At 67.9% G+C, this 15945-nt stretch carries 11 protein-coding genes; 8 read left to right on the forward strand and 3 right to left on the reverse strand.

Annotated elements, in window-relative coordinates; translation table 11 throughout:
* Positions 1 to 108: 108 nt before the first annotated feature.
* The 3 genes from OHB41_RS24000 (at position 109) to OHB41_RS24010 (ending at position 2934) form a co-directional block, all read left to right on the forward strand.
* Complete coding sequence (locus tag OHB41_RS24000) at positions 109 to 423, forward strand: hypothetical protein (RefSeq protein WP_266700262.1); 315 nt, start codon at positions 109 to 111, stop codon at positions 421 to 423.
* Between the two features lie 214 nt (positions 424 to 637).
* The gene (locus OHB41_RS24005) at positions 638 to 1759 is read left to right on the forward strand and encodes a lipid II:glycine glycyltransferase FemX (RefSeq protein ID WP_266700263.1); all 1122 of its coding nucleotides are present in this window, start codon (positions 638 to 640) and stop codon (positions 1757 to 1759) included.
* A 143-nt stretch (positions 1760 to 1902) separates the two neighbouring features.
* The gene (locus OHB41_RS24010; RefSeq protein ID WP_266700264.1) at positions 1903 to 2934 is read left to right on the forward strand and encodes an alanine racemase; all 1032 of its coding nucleotides are present in this window, start codon (positions 1903 to 1905) and stop codon (positions 2932 to 2934) included.
* A gap of 103 nt (positions 2935 to 3037) precedes the next feature.
* Here the strand turns inward: OHB41_RS24010 and OHB41_RS24015 are convergent, their stop codons facing one another.
* Both OHB41_RS24015 and OHB41_RS24020 read right to left on the reverse strand, forming a co-directional pair.
* A complete protein-coding gene (locus OHB41_RS24015) occupies positions 3038 to 4543 on the reverse strand; it encodes a glycosyltransferase family 87 protein (RefSeq protein WP_266700265.1) in 1506 nt (501 codons plus the stop codon).
* A 182-nt stretch (positions 4544 to 4725) separates the two neighbouring features.
* Positions 4726 to 7413 (reverse strand): transglycosylase domain-containing protein, encoded by a 2688-nt coding sequence (locus OHB41_RS24020; protein WP_266700266.1) that lies wholly within the window; start codon positions 7411 to 7413, stop codon positions 4726 to 4728.
* A 374-nt stretch (positions 7414 to 7787) separates the two neighbouring features.
* On the opposite strand from OHB41_RS24020, the gene OHB41_RS24025 reads away from it, so the two are divergent.
* The 4 genes from OHB41_RS24025 to OHB41_RS24040 all read left to right on the forward strand — a co-directional run bounded on the left by OHB41_RS24025 (position 7788) and on the right by OHB41_RS24040 (position 11646).
* A complete protein-coding gene (locus OHB41_RS24025; RefSeq protein WP_266700267.1) occupies positions 7788 to 8495 on the forward strand; it encodes a PadR family transcriptional regulator in 708 nt (235 codons plus the stop codon).
* A 44-nt stretch (positions 8496 to 8539) separates the two neighbouring features.
* Entirely contained in the window at positions 8540 to 9622 is a 1083-nt protein-coding gene (locus tag OHB41_RS24030) for an inositol-3-phosphate synthase (protein ID WP_266700268.1), read from the forward strand.
* Positions 9623 to 9790: 168 nt separating this feature from the next.
* Positions 9791 to 11068 carry an MFS transporter gene (locus OHB41_RS24035; protein WP_266700269.1) on the forward strand — a complete coding sequence of 426 codons (1278 nt, stop codon included), beginning with the start codon at positions 9791 to 9793 and terminating at the stop codon, positions 11066 to 11068.
* A gap of 98 nt (positions 11069 to 11166) precedes the next feature.
* A complete protein-coding gene (locus OHB41_RS24040) occupies positions 11167 to 11646 on the forward strand; it encodes an LppU/SCO3897 family protein (RefSeq protein ID WP_266700270.1) in 480 nt (159 codons plus the stop codon).
* A 118-nt stretch (positions 11647 to 11764) separates the two neighbouring features.
* On the opposite strand, the gene OHB41_RS24045 is transcribed toward OHB41_RS24040, so the two are convergent.
* Positions 11765 to 13231 carry a CCA tRNA nucleotidyltransferase gene (locus OHB41_RS24045; protein ID WP_266700271.1) on the reverse strand — a complete coding sequence of 489 codons (1467 nt, stop codon included), beginning with the start codon at positions 13229 to 13231 and terminating at the stop codon, positions 11765 to 11767.
* A gap of 223 nt (positions 13232 to 13454) precedes the next feature.
* On the opposite strand from OHB41_RS24045, the gene OHB41_RS24050 reads away from it, so the two are divergent.
* Entirely contained in the window at positions 13455 to 15923 is a 2469-nt protein-coding gene (locus tag OHB41_RS24050) for a DUF6049 family protein (protein WP_266700272.1), read from the forward strand.
* Positions 15924 to 15945 lie beyond the last annotated feature (22 nt).

Here is a 15945-nt window from a genome sequence, read left to right on the forward strand (position 1 = left end):
GTACCTGCACACCCGCTTCGGGTTGAAATCCGGCCGGGGTCACCGTCAATCTGTACACATCGGGTGTGTATGGCGCTACGATGCGCCGCCTTCCGCAGGAGGTGCCTTATGGCACAGACAGTGCGAACCAACACCGCCGGATCCCTGCTCGCCACCGACCACAAGCCCCATCCGCTCCAGGACACCCTGCTCGCCGTGACTCTGGTGCTCGGAGTGACGGCGTTCATCACGGCACAGTTCGACAGCCTGCATCTGATCAGCTCCTGGACGGGGCTGCTGGGCATCTTCACCGGCGCCGGCGGGCAGTTCATCTCGGAGACGACCAGGCAGCGCTTCGGGCTGATCCTGGGGCTCGGCGCCTCCGCCGTCGGCTTCTTCCTCGGCATGGCACACGGCGGCCTCTTCGGCGGCGTCATCGGCTGAGGGGGCGAAGCGGCCGGGCGGCCCGGACACCACTCCGCGGCCGCCACACGGCCCCCGACAGGCGACACAACACCCCATAACGTCCCGACCGGGCATCGGTCAGGACGCAGGTTCCATACGGCCAGACGGGGCGCTCGCAGGGCGCAGTAGGCTTCGGCGCGAGAGCCGGAGCCCCTGTACCCATGGGGACACACCAGCCCGAGGAGCGCCCCGAATGAGCCTGACCCTGAGGACCATCAGCCGAGAGCAGCATCTGGCATACATCCAGAGCCTGCCCTCGGCTAGCCACATGCAGGTCCCGGCCTGGGCCGACGTGAAGGCCGAATGGCGCTCGGAGAGCCTGGGCTGGTTCGACGGCAGGAGCGGCGAGATGGTCGGCGCCGGACTGGTGCTGTACCGCCAACTGCCCAAGATCAAGCGCTATCTCGCGTATCTGCCCGAGGGCCCGGTCATCAACTGGTATGCGCCGAACCTCGACGAGTGGCTGCAGCCGATGCTCGCGCACCTCAAGCAGCAGGGTGCCTTCTCCGTGAAGATGGGGCCGCCGGTGATCATCCGGCGCTGGGAGGCCACCTCCATCAAGGGCGGCATCCAGAACCCGGACGTGAAGCGTCTGCGCGACATCGAGGCCGACTTCATCGAGCCGCGCGCCTTCGAGGTGGCCGACAAGCTGCGCCGCATGGGCTGGCAGCAGGGCGAGGACGGCGGCGCCGGCTTCGGCGACGTGCAGCCCCGCTACGTCTTCCAGGTGCCGCTGGCCAACCGCTCCCTGGAAGAGGTCCACAAGAACTTCAACCAGCTGTGGCGCCGCAACATCAAGAAGGCCGAGAAGGAGGGGGTCGAGGTCGTCCAGGGCGGCTACCACGACCTCGAGGAGTGGCAGCGGCTGTACGAGATCACGGCGATCCGCGACCACTTCAGGCCTCGACCGCTCTCGTACTTCCAGCGCATGTGGACGGCCCTCAACACCGAGGACCCCAACCGGATGCGGCTCTACTTCGCCCGGCGGGGCGGCGTGAACCTGTCGGCGGCGACGATGCTGGTGGTCGGCGGACACGTCTGGTACTCGTACGGCGCCTCGGACAACATCGGCCGTGAGTTCCGTCCCTCGAACGCGATGCAGTGGCGGATGCTGCGCGACTCGTACGCCCTGGGTGCGACGGTGTACGACCTGCGCGGCATCTCCGACTCGCTGGACGAGACCGACCACCTCTTCGGCCTGATCCAGTTCAAGGTGGGCACGGGCGGTCAGGCGGCCGAGTACCTCGGAGAGTGGGACTTCCCGCTCAACAAGCTGCTGCACAAGGCGCTCGACATCTACATGTCCCGCCGCTGAGGGTCCTGCCACCGAGCCGGCCCGAACAGCATGCCGAGCCGCTGATCCGGCCCGGTGTCGCTCCGTCGGTCCGGCGCATAAGCCACACTTTCCTTCCATACCTCTGATACACCGCAGCCACGAGAAAGGTTCCGGGACCGGCCATGGCGCTCACGCTCTACGTCGACACCGCGCGCTGGCGGGCACACCACAAGCAGGTGTCCGAGCAGTTCCCGGGGCTCGTCCCCGTCTGCAAGGGCAACGGCTACGGCTTCGGCCACGAACGGCTCGCGGACGAGGCCACCCGCCTCGGCTCCGACATCCTCGCCGTCGGCACCACGTACGAGGCCGCCCGGATCAAGGACTGGTTCGGCGGCGACCTGCTGGTCCTGACGCCGTTCAGGCGGGGCGAGGAGCCCGTACCGCTGCCCGACCGTGTCATCCGCTCGGTGTCGTCCATCGACGGCGTGTACGGCCTCGTGGGCGCCCGTGTCGTCATCGAGGTGATGTCCTCGATGAAGCGGCACGGTGTCAGCGAGCAGGATCTGCCGCATCTGCACTCCGCCATCGAGAACGTGCGGCTGGAGGGCTTCGCCATCCACCTGCCGCTGGACCGTACCGACGGCTCGGACGCCGTCGAGGAGGTCATCGGCTGGATGGACCGCCTGCGTGCGGCCCGCCTGCCGCTGCACACGATGTTCGTCAGCCACCTGAAGGCCCAGGAACTCGCGCGTCTGCAGCAGCAGTTCCCGCAGACCCGGTTCCGCGCCCGCATCGGTACGCGGCTGTGGCTGGGCGACCACGACGCGACCGAGTACCGCGGGGCCGTCCTGGACGTCACGCCCGTCGCCAAGGGCGACCGTTTCGGCTACCGGCAGCAGAAGGCGGCCTCGGACGGCTGGCTCGTCGTCGTGGCGGGCGGTACGTCGCACGGGGTGGGCCTGGAGGCCCCGAAGGCGCTGCACGGCGTCATGCCGCGCGCCAAGGGCGTCGCCCGGGCCGGCCTGGCGACGGTCAACCGGAACCTTTCCCCGTTCGTCTGGGCGGGCAAGCAGCGCTGGTTCGCCGAGCCCCCGCACATGCAGGTCTCGATCCTCTTCGTGCCCTCCGACGCCACGGAGCCGAGGGTCGGCGACGAGCTGGTGGCCCATCTGCGGCACACGACCACGCAGTTCGACCGCGTCGTCGAGCGCTGACGCAGGCGCGCCGCCTTCCCCCAGGGGAGCAGCAAGCAGCCGAAAGGCCGTACACGATCACCGTGTACGGCCTTTTCGTATGACCCGTGGGCACGGTGTTCGCTCAGGGCGAACGGTCCTCCACGGCCACGCCTCCGTTGCCCCACTGCACCGGCGGCCCCTCGAAGTGCGCCGCGTGCCTGGGCGGATGGGCCGCGGCCCCGAGGACGAAGGCGTCCTCCGCCCCGTCGAGGACTCCGCCCGAGGGGTCGTCGTCGCCCGCCTTGCGGACCATGTCCCGTTCCGGCATGAAGATGTCGCGTACTACCACGGCGCACAGGTACAGCGTGCCCAGGAGGTGGACGGCGATGGCGATCTGGTAGCCCTGCGATGAGAGGCCCTTGTGGGCGTCCCCGCTGGTCGTGTACGCGAGGTACATCCAGATCCCCAGGAAGTACGCGACCTCGCACGCCTGCCAGATCAGGAAGTCCCGCCAGCGCGGCCGGGCCAGCGCGGCGAGGGGGACCAGCCACAGTACGTACTGGGGCGAGTAGACCTTGTTGGTGAGGACGAAGGCCGCGACGACCAGGAACGCCAGCTGGGCGAAGCGGGGGCGGCGCGGGGCGGTGAGGGCGAGGGCGGTCATGCCCACGCAGACGAGCACCATCAGGACCAGCGCCCAGGCGTTCGCGGTGTCGGCGGTGATCGTGATCTTGAACCAGGTCGAGAGGAACAGGAAGACCGAACCGAAGTCGACTCCCCGGTCGTGGCTGAAGCTGTAGAACTTCGCCCAGCCCTCCGGGGCGAGGTACATGACCGGAAGGTTGACGACCAGCCAGGCGCCCACGGCGCCCATCACCGCGATCCCGAACTCGCGCCACTTGCCGGCCCGCCAGCACAGCACGAGCAGCGGACCCATCACCAGGAACGGGTAGAACTTGGCGGCGGTCGCGAGTCCGATCAGGATGCCGAAGGCGAGGGCGCGGCCCCGCGACCACATGAGCATCGCGGCGGCCAGCAGGGCCACGGCGAGCAGGTCCCAGTTGATGGTGGCCGTGAGCGCGAAGGCGGGCGCGAGGGCGACCAGGAGGCCGTCCCAGGGGCGCCTGCGGTGGGTGCGCGCGGTGCTCACGGCGATGACCGCCGCGCACACCATGAGCATCCCGGCGTTGACCATCCAGTAGATCTGCTCCTGGTCCTGGATGCTGCCGCCACCCGGCGTGAGCCAGGCCGCGACCTCCATGAACACACCCGTGAGCACGGGGTACTCGAGGTAGTCCATGTCGCCCGGGAGCTTGTCGAAGTACGGCACCAGGCCGTCGGCGAAACCGCGCCCCTGGTAGAGGTGCGGAATGTCCGAGTAGCACGCGTGCGTGTACTGGGTGCTGGCCCCGAAGAACCAGCCGCCGTCGTAGCAGGGCAGCTTCTGGACCATGCCGAGGGCGAACATGGCGATCGCGACGAGCGCGACGACCCGTACTGGCGTCCACCAGGACGTCCCCAGAAGGGCCCTTCGTCCGATGGGGCCGCCGATCAGCTCACTGCCGGCCGCGGCGACCTCGTCCTCCTTGGTCGGCCGCACCGGCTCCGGCTCGCGCACGCTCGCTCGCGTCGTCTCTGCACTGGGCATGGCGCACATCCTGCCGTACGGACCTGGGAGAGCGGTGGTCGGCGACGGATGCCGCCTCCGCTCCCGACCGCTTGTGATCAACGACACACCGGATGCCGCACGTGCGAATGGGGCCGACGGCATGTGCCGTCGGCCCCCTTTCGTCAGGCTCGCGTACGTCGCTCGGCCCGGTTGTTCCTCACTCAGCCGGTCTGGCCCCGGATGAAGCCGCCTCCGTTGCCGTTGCCTCCGCCGTTGCCGGCGGTATCGGTGGCCGTGGGACTGTTGGTGACGCCTCCGTCCGTCCCGCCGTTGCCGCTGCCACCCGCGTCCGTCCCGCCGTTGTTACCGCAGGTCCAGTCGAACTTGCCGCAGCTCTCGCTCGTCGTGGGCGAGGGAGAGTTGCTGAGCGTCGGGCTGGGGGTGTCGCTCGGCGTCGGGCTCGTCGAGGGCGACGAAGTGGCCGACGGGGTCGCGGACGGGCTCGGGGTGTCGTTGAGGACCTCGCCGATGGGCTGCGGCGGCGGGAAGTTCTCCACCTTCTGGCCCTTGAGCGCGGTCTCCATGTAGTCGTGCCAGATCTGGGCCGGGAACGACGCACCGTGGATCTTCTTCTCGCCGCCCGTGCCGTACATCTCCAGGAACGTACGGTTCTTGCTGCTCGCGTTGTCGTCCAGGCGGTACATGCCGATCGAGGTCGACAGCTGCGGGGTGTACCCGACGAACCAGGCCGACTTGTTGCCGTCGGTGGTACCGGTCTTGCCGGCCACCTGGCGGCCGGTCAGCCGCGCGGCGGTACCGGTTCCCTTGTCGACGACCGTCCGCAGCACGTCGGTGACGTTGTCCGCGACCTCCGGGCTGAAGGCTTCCTTCACCTTGGCGACGGTCCGGTGCTCGAACACCACGCCGTCCTTGCTGGTGATCTTCTCGACCGAGTAGGGCTCGCGCTGGCGTCCGCTGTCCGCGAAGGTGGCGTACGCACCGGCCATACGGATCGCGCTGGGGTCGGAGGTACCGATGGAGAACGAGGGGAAGGCGGAACTCGCCAGGCTGGTCTTGAGGATGCCAGCCTTGAGCGCGGCCTGCTCCACCTTGTCCGTACCCACGTCCATGCCGAGCTGGACGTAGGCGGAGTTCACGGACTCCCGCATCGCCTCACGCAGGTCGATCTTGTAGCTCGGCGGGTTGTACGACTCGTTTCCGTCGTTGGTCTGCAGCCACTCCTTGCCCTCCTCGTTGGTCCAGACGGAGTGGTCGTACTGCTTGATCTTGAGTTTGTTCTTGCCGCTGTACAGGCTCTTCGGAGAGGCGATCTTGCGCTGTCCCGACCCGTCGGGATCCTTCACGCCCCACTGCATGGCGGCCGCGAGCACGAACGGTTTGAACGTCGATCCCACCTGGGCACCGGTCTGGTCGGCGTTGTTGGTGAAGTGCTTGGTCGCGTCCTCACCGCCGTAGATGGCCTTGATCGCGCCCGTGGTCGGATCGACCGAGGCCCCACCGAACTGGACGAACTTGTCCGTGTCCGGCCGCACCTTGGGGTTGATCTTCTTGCTGCGGACTTCCTTCACAGCGGCTTCGAGGGCGTTGACCTTCGACTTGTCGAAGGTCGTATGGATCGAGAAGCCGCCCTGCTGGAGCAGGTTCTCGGTGATCTTGGTGTTGTGGACGACGTATCCCTTGGCGAGGTCGACGAGATAGCCGATCTGGCCGCTGAGCCGAGTGTTCGAACGCGGATTCTGGGCCTTGGGAAGTGTTTTGAACGTGGCCCGCTTCGCAGCGCTCAGGTGGCCGTACTTGACCTCTTTGTCCAGCGTGTCCGACCACTGGGCCGTGGCCCGCCTCGTGTTGGCGTCGGAGTTGGCCGCCGGGTCGAGCGACGTCGCGCCCGCCGGGTCGTAGTAGGTGGCGCCCTTGAGCATCGCCGCCAGGAAGGCGCACTGGCTCGGGTCGAGCTTGATGGCGTCCTTGTCGAAGTACGCGCGCGCGGCCGCCTGGAGTCCGTACGCCCCGCGACCGTAGTACGCGGAGTTCAGGTACCCCTCCATGATCTTTTCCTTCTTGACCGTGGCGCCCACCTTGATCGAGACGAAGATCTCCTTGAACTTCCGGGAGATCGTCTGCGACTGGTCGTCCAGCATCGCGTTCTTGACGTACTGCTGGGTGATGGTGGAACCACCCTGCGTCTGCCCGCCCCTGGCCATGTTCAGGAAGGCACGCGCGATGCCCTTCGGGTCGACGCCGCTGTCGGTCTCGAAGGTCTTGTTCTCCTGCGAGATGACGGCGTAGCGCATCGCCGCGGGGATCTGCGAGTAGTTGATGATCTGCCGGTTCGTCTCACCACCGGTGGCGACCATCTGGGTGCCGTCGGCCCAGTAGTAGACGTTGTTCTGCGCCTCAGCAGTGTGCGCCACGTCGGGGACGCTCACCATCGCGTACCCGATGCCGGCCACGGCCACCAAGCTCCCGACGAAGCCGATGAACAGACCCGACACCAGCTTCCATGACGGCACCCAGCGGGCACCCCCCGACCGGCCCGCGCGCGGGTAGTCGATGAAGCGTTTCTTGACGGGCCCCGAGGGACGGCCACGACCGGGCCCGTTCGGGCCGCCGCGCCGGCCCGCGGATCCGGCTGCTTCCGTGCCTCTGCGGCGTCCGCCGCCACTGCTCCTCTGTGCCGCGCGCCGGGCCTCGGCGCGGCCCCCGTACGGGCGCTCCTCCTCACCCCCTGACCCACCGGAACCGGAAGGTGACTCATAGGAGTCGGAAGGTGACCCAGTGGCGCCTCGCGGTGTCGCGCGGCGGCCTGCGGACGGGCCGGGCTGGCCGCGCCGGGCCGCGGCACGTCCGCCGCCCTGCTGCTGCGGCGGTTTGCGACGGTGCTCGCTCATCGAACGACTACTCCTAGGGCAGGCGCACCCTTGCGCGCCTGGAAACGGCGGCTGGTTTCCGGTCCCCCCGAAGTACGGATGCGGTCGATCACACATTCACCCGTACTCCACCGAGGACGAAGACGTCCTCAGGCGTCACTCGGTTCCCGGTGGTTTTGCATGGCGCACAGACTACGCACCGTCAAAACCCACCTAGCTCCGAAGTTCACCTCAAATCAGGCAACTTGCTTCGTATGAATCGGTGATGTGACGCCGTTCACCGTGGTCCCTCTTGTCGCAGACGCATGGCCGTTCTATCGTGCTGATGTATCGAGTCGATACATCAGCTCGGCATAAAGAACGTGCCGAGGAGGCCGCGACAGACAGGAGGCGACATGAGCCGGCGCTCCGGCATCCTCGAGTTCGCCGTTCTCGGTCTGCTCCGCGAGTCCCCGATGCACGGCTATGAGCTGCGCAAACGACTCAATACGTCACTCGGTGTGTTCCGGGCGTTCAGCTACGGGACGCTCTACCCCTGCCTCAAGACGCTGGTCGCCAACGGCTGGTTGATCGAGGAATCGGGGAGCACCCCAGAGGACGCCCTCGCCGCACCACTCGCAGGGCGTCGCGCCAAGATCGTCTACCGATTGACGGCGGAAGGTAAGGAACACTTCGAGGAGTTGCTCTCGCAGACGGGTCCCGACGCGTACGAGGACGAGCACTTCGCCGCTCGTTTCGCCTTCTTCGGGCAGACGTCACGCGACGTACGCATGCGCGTACTGGAGGGCCGCCGCAGCCGGCTCGAGGAGCGCCTGGAGAAGATGCGCGCCTCTCTGGCACGCACCCGGGAGCGCCTCGACGACTACACCCTTGAGCTCCAGCGCCACGGAATGGAGTCCGTGGAGCGCGAAGTGCGCTGGCTGAACGAGCTCATCGAAAGCGAGCGGGCGGGACGGGACATCAAGGGTTCCGCCACCGAAGGCACCTCCCGAGGTGTCTCCGACGGTCCCGCTCCGCAGCACAGCACATCTGGAGAGACGGGCGGCCTGCCCCGGCACCGGGATGACTCCCGACCGGATCCGTCCGACGACACCACCACGTGAGGTCCAGTCGGGGCTTCACCTCGTACACACAGGGAGCAACCGGAATGGGTTCGGTTCGCGTAGCCATCGTCGGCGTGGGCAACTGCGCCGCCTCGCTGGTTCAGGGCGTCGAGTACTACAAGGACGCCGACCCGGCGACCAAGGTCCCCGGCCTGATGCACGTCCAGTTCGGCGACTACCACGTCGGTGACGTCGAGTTCGTCGCCGCCTTCGACGTCGACGCGAAGAAGGTCGGCCTCGACCTCTCCGACGCCATCGGTGCCAGCGAGAACAACACCATCAAGATCTGCGATGTCCCCAACAAGGGCATCACGGTTCAGCGCGGCCACACCCTGGACGGTCTCGGTAAGTACTACCGCATGACCATCGAGGAGTCCGCCGAGGCCCCGGTCGACGTGGTCCAGATCCTCAAGGACAAGCAGGTCGACGTCCTCGTCTGCTACCTGCCCGTCGGTTCCGAGAACGCGGCGAAGTTCTACGCCCAGTGCGCCATCGACGCCAAGGTCGCCTTCGTCAACGCCCTCCCGGTCTTCATCGCCGGCACCAAGGAGTGGGCGGACAAGTTCACCGAGGCCGGTGTCCCGATCGTCGGCGACGACATCAAGTCGCAGGTCGGCGCCACCATCACGCACCGTGTGATGGCGAAGCTGTTCGAGGACCGCGGTGTCCGTCTCGAGCGCACCATGCAGCTCAACGTCGGCGGCAACATGGACTTCAAGAACATGCTGGAGCGCGACCGCCTCGAGTCCAAGAAGATCTCGAAGACGCAGGCCGTCACCTCGCAGATCCCCGACCGCGACCTGGGCGAGAAGAACGTCCACATCGGTCCTTCGGACTACGTGGCCTGGCTCGACGACCGCAAGTGGGCGTACGTCCGCCTCGAGGGCCGTGCCTTCGGTGACGTTCCGCTGAACCTGGAGTACAAGCTCGAGGTCTGGGACTCCCCGAACTCGGCCGGTGTCATCATCGACGCCCTGCGCGCCGCGAAGATCGCCAAGGACCGCGGCATCGGCGGCCCGATCCTGTCGGCGTCGTCCTACTTCATGAAGTCCCCGCCGGTCCAGTACTTCGACGACGAGGCCTTCGCCAACGTCGAGAAGTTCATCAAGGGCGAGGTCGAGCGCTAGAAAGACAGGCGCCGAGCGCCGGCCGACACGGCCCGCAGTGCCCGTAGGACAAGGCACCGCGGGCCGGTGGGACGCCGCGCGCGGCGCCGAGGGGCACTTCGCTCCTGCCCGTCGAGGGTCCCCGGGTCACTCACCCGGGGACCTTCCTCGTATGTGAGGCTGTGCCCCATGGCCGTCGTGCGTGATCTGCGCGTCCTCCTGCGCCTCCAGAACTTCCGACGTCTGCTCGGGGTCCGCCTGCTGTCCCAGGGCGCCGACGGGGTCTTCCAGGTCGCGCTCGCCACCTACGTCGTCTTCTCCCCGGAGAAGCAGACCTCCGCTGCCTCGATCGCCTCGGCGATGGCCGTACTGCTCCTCCCGTACTCCCTCATCGGCCCCTTCGCGGGCGTCCTGCTGGACCGTTGGCGGCGCCGCCAGGTCTTCCTGTACGGCAATCTGCTGCGGGCCGCGCTGGCGTGCCTGACGGCCGTTCTGATGCTGAGCCACGTGCCCGCCTGGCTCTTCTACGCCTCCGCGCTGTGCGTCACCGCGGTCAACCGCTTCGTCCTCGCGGGTCTCTCGGCCGCCCTGCCCCGCGTCGTCGACCCGGACCGGCTGGTGATCGCCAACTCGCTCTCTCCCACCGCCGGGACACTCGCCGCGACCGCGGGCGGGGGCCTCGCCTTCGTCGTGCGACTGGTCGGCTCGGACTCTGACTCGGCGGTCGTGCTCGTCGGGGCGGCCCTCTATCTGTGCGCGGCGCTCGCCGCGCTGCGCATCTCGCCGGAACTGCTCGGCCCGGAGCAGCACTTGGTGCGGCCGAACCTGCGCACGGCGCTCGCCGGCACCGCCCGCGGTCTGGTGGCGGGCGTGCGCCATCTCGCCGAGCCCGCGCGGCGGGAGGCCGCCTGGGCGCTCCTGGCCATGACGTTGATGCGCTTCTGCTATGGCGCCCTGACGGTCATGATGCTGATGCTCTGCCGGTACGCCTGGTCGTCCGGCTCGGACGACGGGCTCGCCCTGCTGGGGCTGGCCGTGGGCATATCGGGGGCGGGCTTCTTCGCCGCGGCCGTGGTGACGCCCTGGGCGGCGGGGCGACTGGGCCCCAGGGGCTGGATCCTCGTGTGCGCCGGTACGGCCGCGCTCCTGGAGCCCGCTCTCGGCCTGTACTTCACCCCGCCCCCTGTGCTGGCCGCCTCCTTCGTCCTGGGCCTGACCACACAGGGCGCGAAGATAGCCACCGACACCGTGGTGCAGTCCTCGGTCGACGACGGCTACCGCGGCCGGATCTTCTCCGTCTACGACGTCCTGTTCAACGTCGCGTTCGTCGGCGCGGCCGCGGTGGCCGCACTGATACTGCCTTCTGACGGCCGCTCGGTTCCGCTGGTCGTCACCGTGGCCCTGCTCTACGCCGCGGTTGCTCTATCTATGGCCCGTTTTGATCGCCAGTCAGTGTCACATCAATGACACAGAGCCCCTCCTGACTACTGCGTTGTCACAGGCTCCCGGTAACTTACGTGAGTCTTATTTCGCGCCACGCGCCTAGGTTCCAGGGGGGACCCCGAATGACTACTCCGCCGCCCCACGGCCAGAACCCGTACGCCCAGCAGCCCACCGCTCCCATGGGGCAGCAGCCCGTCCAGCCCGGGGTTCCCCCGCAGCAGCCCTACGCGCCGTTCCCCAACCAGGGTGCCCCGGTGCCGCCGCCGGCCCCCAGCCCGGCCAAGCGGGGCGGCAAGAAAGCGCTGCGCATCGTCGCGCTGATACTCGTCGCCGTGGCTCTGTACGGGGTGAAGTGGTACCTCGGCCAGAACGACGCGGAGACCGCGTCGGTCGGCAACTGCATGCACAACGACGGCACGGACTCCAAGGCCGACCTCAAGACGGTCGACTGCTCCTCGGGTGACGCCCAGTACAAGGTCGTCGAGAAGTTCGACGACACCAGCGACGAAAACAAGTGCAAGGACGTCACGGACTCGACGATCGCCTACATCCAGTCGGGCGGTGGCCACGACGTGGTGCTGTGCCTGAAGGAGAACAAGTAGCGGCACCGTTCACATACGGCGAGGGGTGGTGTTTCACGTGAAACACCACCCCTCGCCACTCTCCCTCGCTCACCCGTGGGTCATGTTTCACGTGAAACATGACCCACGGCCTTGAGCCTCAGCCCTGCTCGGACCACCACTCCTTGAGCGCCGCCACTGCCGCGTCGTGTTCCATCGGGCCGTTCTCCAGTCGGAGCTCCAGCAGGAACTTGTACGCCTGGCCGATCGCCGGGCCCGGGCCGATACCCAGGATCTCCATGATCTGGTTGCCGTCGAGATCGGGCCGGATCGCGTCCAGCTCCTCCTGCTCCTGAAGCCGGGCGATGCGCTCCTCCAGGCCGTCGTACGCACGCGAGAGTGCGGTCGCCTTGCGCTTGTTACGGGTGGTGCAGTCGGAGCGGGTCAGCTTGTGAAGACGGTCGAGGAGCGGCCCCGCGTCCCGTACGTACCGACGGACCGCGGAATCGGTCCATTCACCGGTGCCGTACCCGTGGAACCGCAGATGAAGTTCGACCAGTCGGGAGACGTCCTTCACGAGCTCGTTCGAGTACTTGAGCTCCGACATCCGCTTCTTGGTCATCTTCGCGCCCACCATCTCGTGGTGATGGAAGGAGACCCTTCCGTCCTGCTCGAAGCGCCGGGTCCTCGGCTTGCCGATGTCATGCAACAGCGCGGCCAGTCTCAGGACCAGGTCGGAGCCGTTCTCCTCGAGCTCCATGGCCTGTTCCAGGACGATCAGGGTGTGATCGTAGACGTCCTTGTGCCGGTGGTGCTCGTCACGTTCCAGCCGCAGGGCCGGCAGCTCGGGCAGCACATGGGCCGAGAGACCGGTGTCGACGAGCAGCGTCAGGCCCTTGCGCGGGTGCGCGGAGAGAAGGAGCTTGTTGAGCTCGTCCCGTACCCGTTCCGCCGAGACGATCTCGATACGTCCTGCCATGTCCGTCATCGCCGCGACGACGTCCGGGGCCACCTCGAAGTCGAGCTGAGCCGCGAACCTGGCGGCACGCATCATCCGCAGTGGATCGTCGGAGAAGGACTGCTCGGGCGTTCCCGGGGTGCGCAGCACCCGGGCGGCCAGGTCGTCCCGGCCGCCGTGCGGGTCGATGAACTTCTTCTCCGGCAGCGCGACAGCCATCGCGTTCACGGTGAAATCACGGCGCACGAGGTCTTCCTCGATCGAGTCGCCGTAGGACACCTCGGGCTTGCGGGACGTCCGGTCGTACGCCTCGGAGCGGTACGTCGTGATCTCGATCTGGAACGACTGCTGTACGCCGTCCACGAGGGCGTCCTTCTGGGCGCCGACGGTGCCGAAGGCGATCCCGACCTCCCAGACGGCGTCCGCCCAGGGCCGCACGATCTTCAGTACGTCCTCGGGCCGGGCATCCGTGGTGAAGTCCAGGTCGTTGCCGAGCCGGCCGAGGAGCGCGTCCCGGACCGAGCCGCCGACGAGGGCGAGGGAGAACCCGGCCTCCTGGAACCGGAGGGCGAGGTCGTCGGCGACAGGGGACACCCGCAGCAGTTCACTCACCGCGCGGTGCTGCACCTGGCTCAGGGCACTGGGATTGTCTTCGTTGGCGTTCGGCACAACAGAAAAGGGTACGTGGCCGGGGCACCCCGGGGCGCCTCCATAAAACGTGCACAGGCGTCCTCCCCTTTACACGCGCCTCAATACACGCACATACGGGACAGTCGGCCCAGTCTCCCGATCTTGTGGAGCACTCCGCGGCACTTCCTCTCAGCGCGCATCGTTACCATGCGTGGACGCACATTCCGACGACCACTGACGACGACGAGGGACGGGCGAGCGCGTGGCCGAGGCGGCAGACTTCCAGGGGACGAGTCCCTCACCTGCCCACCGGTGGTTGCGGCGCACCGGCGCGCTGCTGGCCGGGGCGCCCCTACTGGCCGGACTGCTCCAGCTACCCGCCTCTCCGGCCGCACACGCCGCGGAAACGGCCTCTGTGGCCGCCGCCAGCGGGTCCCGGACGGTCGACGTCTCCCTGGACTCCCTGAGCCCCAGCGCCCCCACGGACGGCGACACGGTCACCGTCTCCGGGTCGATCACCAACAAGGGCAAGCAGACGGTGACCGGCGCTCACGTGGGGCTACGGGTGGGCCCCTCCCTCAGCGGCCGGGTGGCCATCGACGACGCCGCCGAGCGCACCGGGTTCCAGCCGGGGCTCGACCCCCTGGAGGTCGGTGGCAAGTACGTCCAGAAGTTCTCGGAGCTCCCCGCCGGCGTCTCGCAGCGGTTCAGCATCTCGGTGCCTGTCAAGGAGCTCGACCTCGGCTCCGACGGGGTGTACCAGCTGGCCGTCTCCCTGTCGGGCCAGACCTCCGCGGAACCGTGGGAGCACGTGCTCGGGATCGAGAGGACGTTCCTGCCCTGGCAGCCCGAGGGCGCGGACACCAGGACGAAGACGACGTATCTCTGGCCGCTGATCTCTACGGTCCACCTCAGGGCGGAAACCGGCTCGGACGCCCAGCAGACCCCCGTCTTCCAGAACGACGAGCTGGCCAAGGAGATCGCCCCCGGTGGCCGCCTCGACCAGCTCCTGTCGCTGGGCGGCGATCTCGACGTCACCTGGGTCCTCGACCCGGACCTGCTGGCCTCCGTCGACGCCATGACGCGCAACTACCGGATCCAGGACGGCGACACCACGACGGCCGGCGAGAACCAGGCCGTCGCCAAGGAGTGGCTCGACAAGCTCGAGAAGACGGTCTCCGGCAAGGAAGTGGTCGCACTCCCCTTCGCCGACCCCGACCTCGCCTCGCTGGCGCACCACGGCACGGACGTCGCCGGCTCCCTGAATCACCTCAAGGACGCCACCGACGTGGCCTCCGACACCGTGGACACGATCATCCACGTGAAGCCGGAGACCGACTTCGCGTGGCCCGTGAACGGCGCCGTCGACCCGTCGATCATCAAGGTCGCCACCTCCGCGGGTGCCGACAAGGTGATCGCCCGCAGCGACAGCCTCCGCGAGACCGGCGATCTGACCTACACCCCCAGTGCGGCCCGCCCCATCGGCGGCGGCACGACGGCGGTGGTCTCGGACTACCGGCTGTCGACCGAGTTCCAGGGCGGCATGACGAAGGCCGAGGATTCCACGCTGGCCGTTCAGGAGTTCCTGGCGCAGGCTCTCGCGCTCAACCTCCAGGAGCCGAACGACCAGCGCAGCATCGTCGTCGCGCCGCAGCGCATGCCGTCCGCGAGCCAGGCGCAGACGATGGCGACGGCGGTGAAGGCGCTCCAGAACGGAAACTGGTCCGAAGCCCAGAGCCTGTCGGCGGCCGCCAAGGCCAAACCGGACCCGGACGCCACGACAAGGATCCCCTCGGGGTCCCTGTACCCGCATTCCCTGAAGAATCAGGAACTCCAGACCTCGGACTTCGTGACGATCCAGGACACTCAAGGCAACCTCGGCAAGTTCAAGGTCATCCTCACCGACAAGTCCCGCGTGGTGACTCCGTTCGGTCGGGCCATAGACCGGGGGATGTCGACATCCTGGCGCGGCCGCAAAGACCAGGGGGAGGCCTTCCGCGACGGAGTCAGGGGATACCTCGACGACCTCACCGGTCTCGTGAAGCTGATCAAGAAGTCCGACGCGAAGCTGTCGGGGCGCAGTGCCACGATCCCGGTGACGGTGCAGAACAACCTCGTGCAGGGCGTCCACCACCTGGTACTGCGCCTCACGTCGAAGCAGCCCACTCGCCTCAAGATCGGCAACGGCGCCTACTACGAGCAGCAGATCCAGGTCGCGGGCGAGCACAGCCAGTCGGTGAAGTTCACCACCTCCGCCAAGGCCAACGGTCCGGTGACGGTGACCGCCCAGCTGTTCACCGAGGACGGCCAGAAATACGGTGACTCCGTCGACTTCGAGGTGAAGGTCACCGAGATCACCCCCACGGTGATGCTGGTCATCGGCGGTGGCGTGCTCCTGCTCGTGCTCGCCGGGTTCCGGATGTACACGCAGCGCAAGCGCGCGGCGGCCCGGCAGGCCGTGGAGGAGCAGAAGAACGCCACGGGCGCCCCGGACGCCGAGGGCGGAACCGCGGCCGGGGCCACGGCCGAGGACGGCGTGAACGGCGTGAACAAGAACGCCGCAGGCACCGTAGACACTGTTGAGGACACCGAGCGCTCCAAGGACGGTCCCGACGGGGAGTCCATGTCGGAGTCCGGGGCAGACGCCCCGGAGCACCCGAGTGACCCCGCACCGGACACCGCACCGGAAAGCACCGACCCGTCCGGCACGGGTGAGAGAGTGGACCGTTGAGCGATGTCGTGGCCGGTGGGCC

Origin of the sequence: Streptomyces sp. NBC_01571 (assembly GCF_026339875.1) — a bacterium.
Lineage (GTDB): Bacteria > Actinomycetota > Actinomycetes > Streptomycetales > Streptomycetaceae > Streptomyces.

Excerpts from the sequence above, each read along its gene's own strand:
- OHB41_RS24000 (WP_266700262.1), top strand. The coding sequence starts at position 109 with ATGGCACAGACAGTGCGAACCAACACCGCCGGATCCCTGCTCGCCACC.
- OHB41_RS24020 (WP_266700266.1), bottom strand. The coding sequence starts at position 7,413 with ATGAGCGAGCACCGTCGCAAACCGCCGCAGCAGCAGGGCGGCGGACGT.
- OHB41_RS24030 (WP_266700268.1), top strand. The coding sequence starts at position 8,540 with ATGGGTTCGGTTCGCGTAGCCATCGTCGGCGTGGGCAACTGCGCCGCC.
- OHB41_RS24005 (WP_266700263.1), top strand. The coding sequence starts at position 638 with ATGAGCCTGACCCTGAGGACCATCAGCCGAGAGCAGCATCTGGCATAC.
- OHB41_RS24035 (WP_266700269.1), top strand. The coding sequence starts at position 9,791 with ATGGCCGTCGTGCGTGATCTGCGCGTCCTCCTGCGCCTCCAGAACTTC.
- OHB41_RS24040 (WP_266700270.1), top strand. The coding sequence starts at position 11,167 with ATGACTACTCCGCCGCCCCACGGCCAGAACCCGTACGCCCAGCAGCCC.
- OHB41_RS24015 (WP_266700265.1), bottom strand. The coding sequence starts at position 4,543 with ATGCCCAGTGCAGAGACGACGCGAGCGAGCGTGCGCGAGCCGGAGCCG.
- OHB41_RS24010 (WP_266700264.1), top strand. The coding sequence starts at position 1,903 with ATGGCGCTCACGCTCTACGTCGACACCGCGCGCTGGCGGGCACACCAC.
- OHB41_RS24025 (WP_266700267.1), top strand. The coding sequence starts at position 7,788 with ATGAGCCGGCGCTCCGGCATCCTCGAGTTCGCCGTTCTCGGTCTGCTC.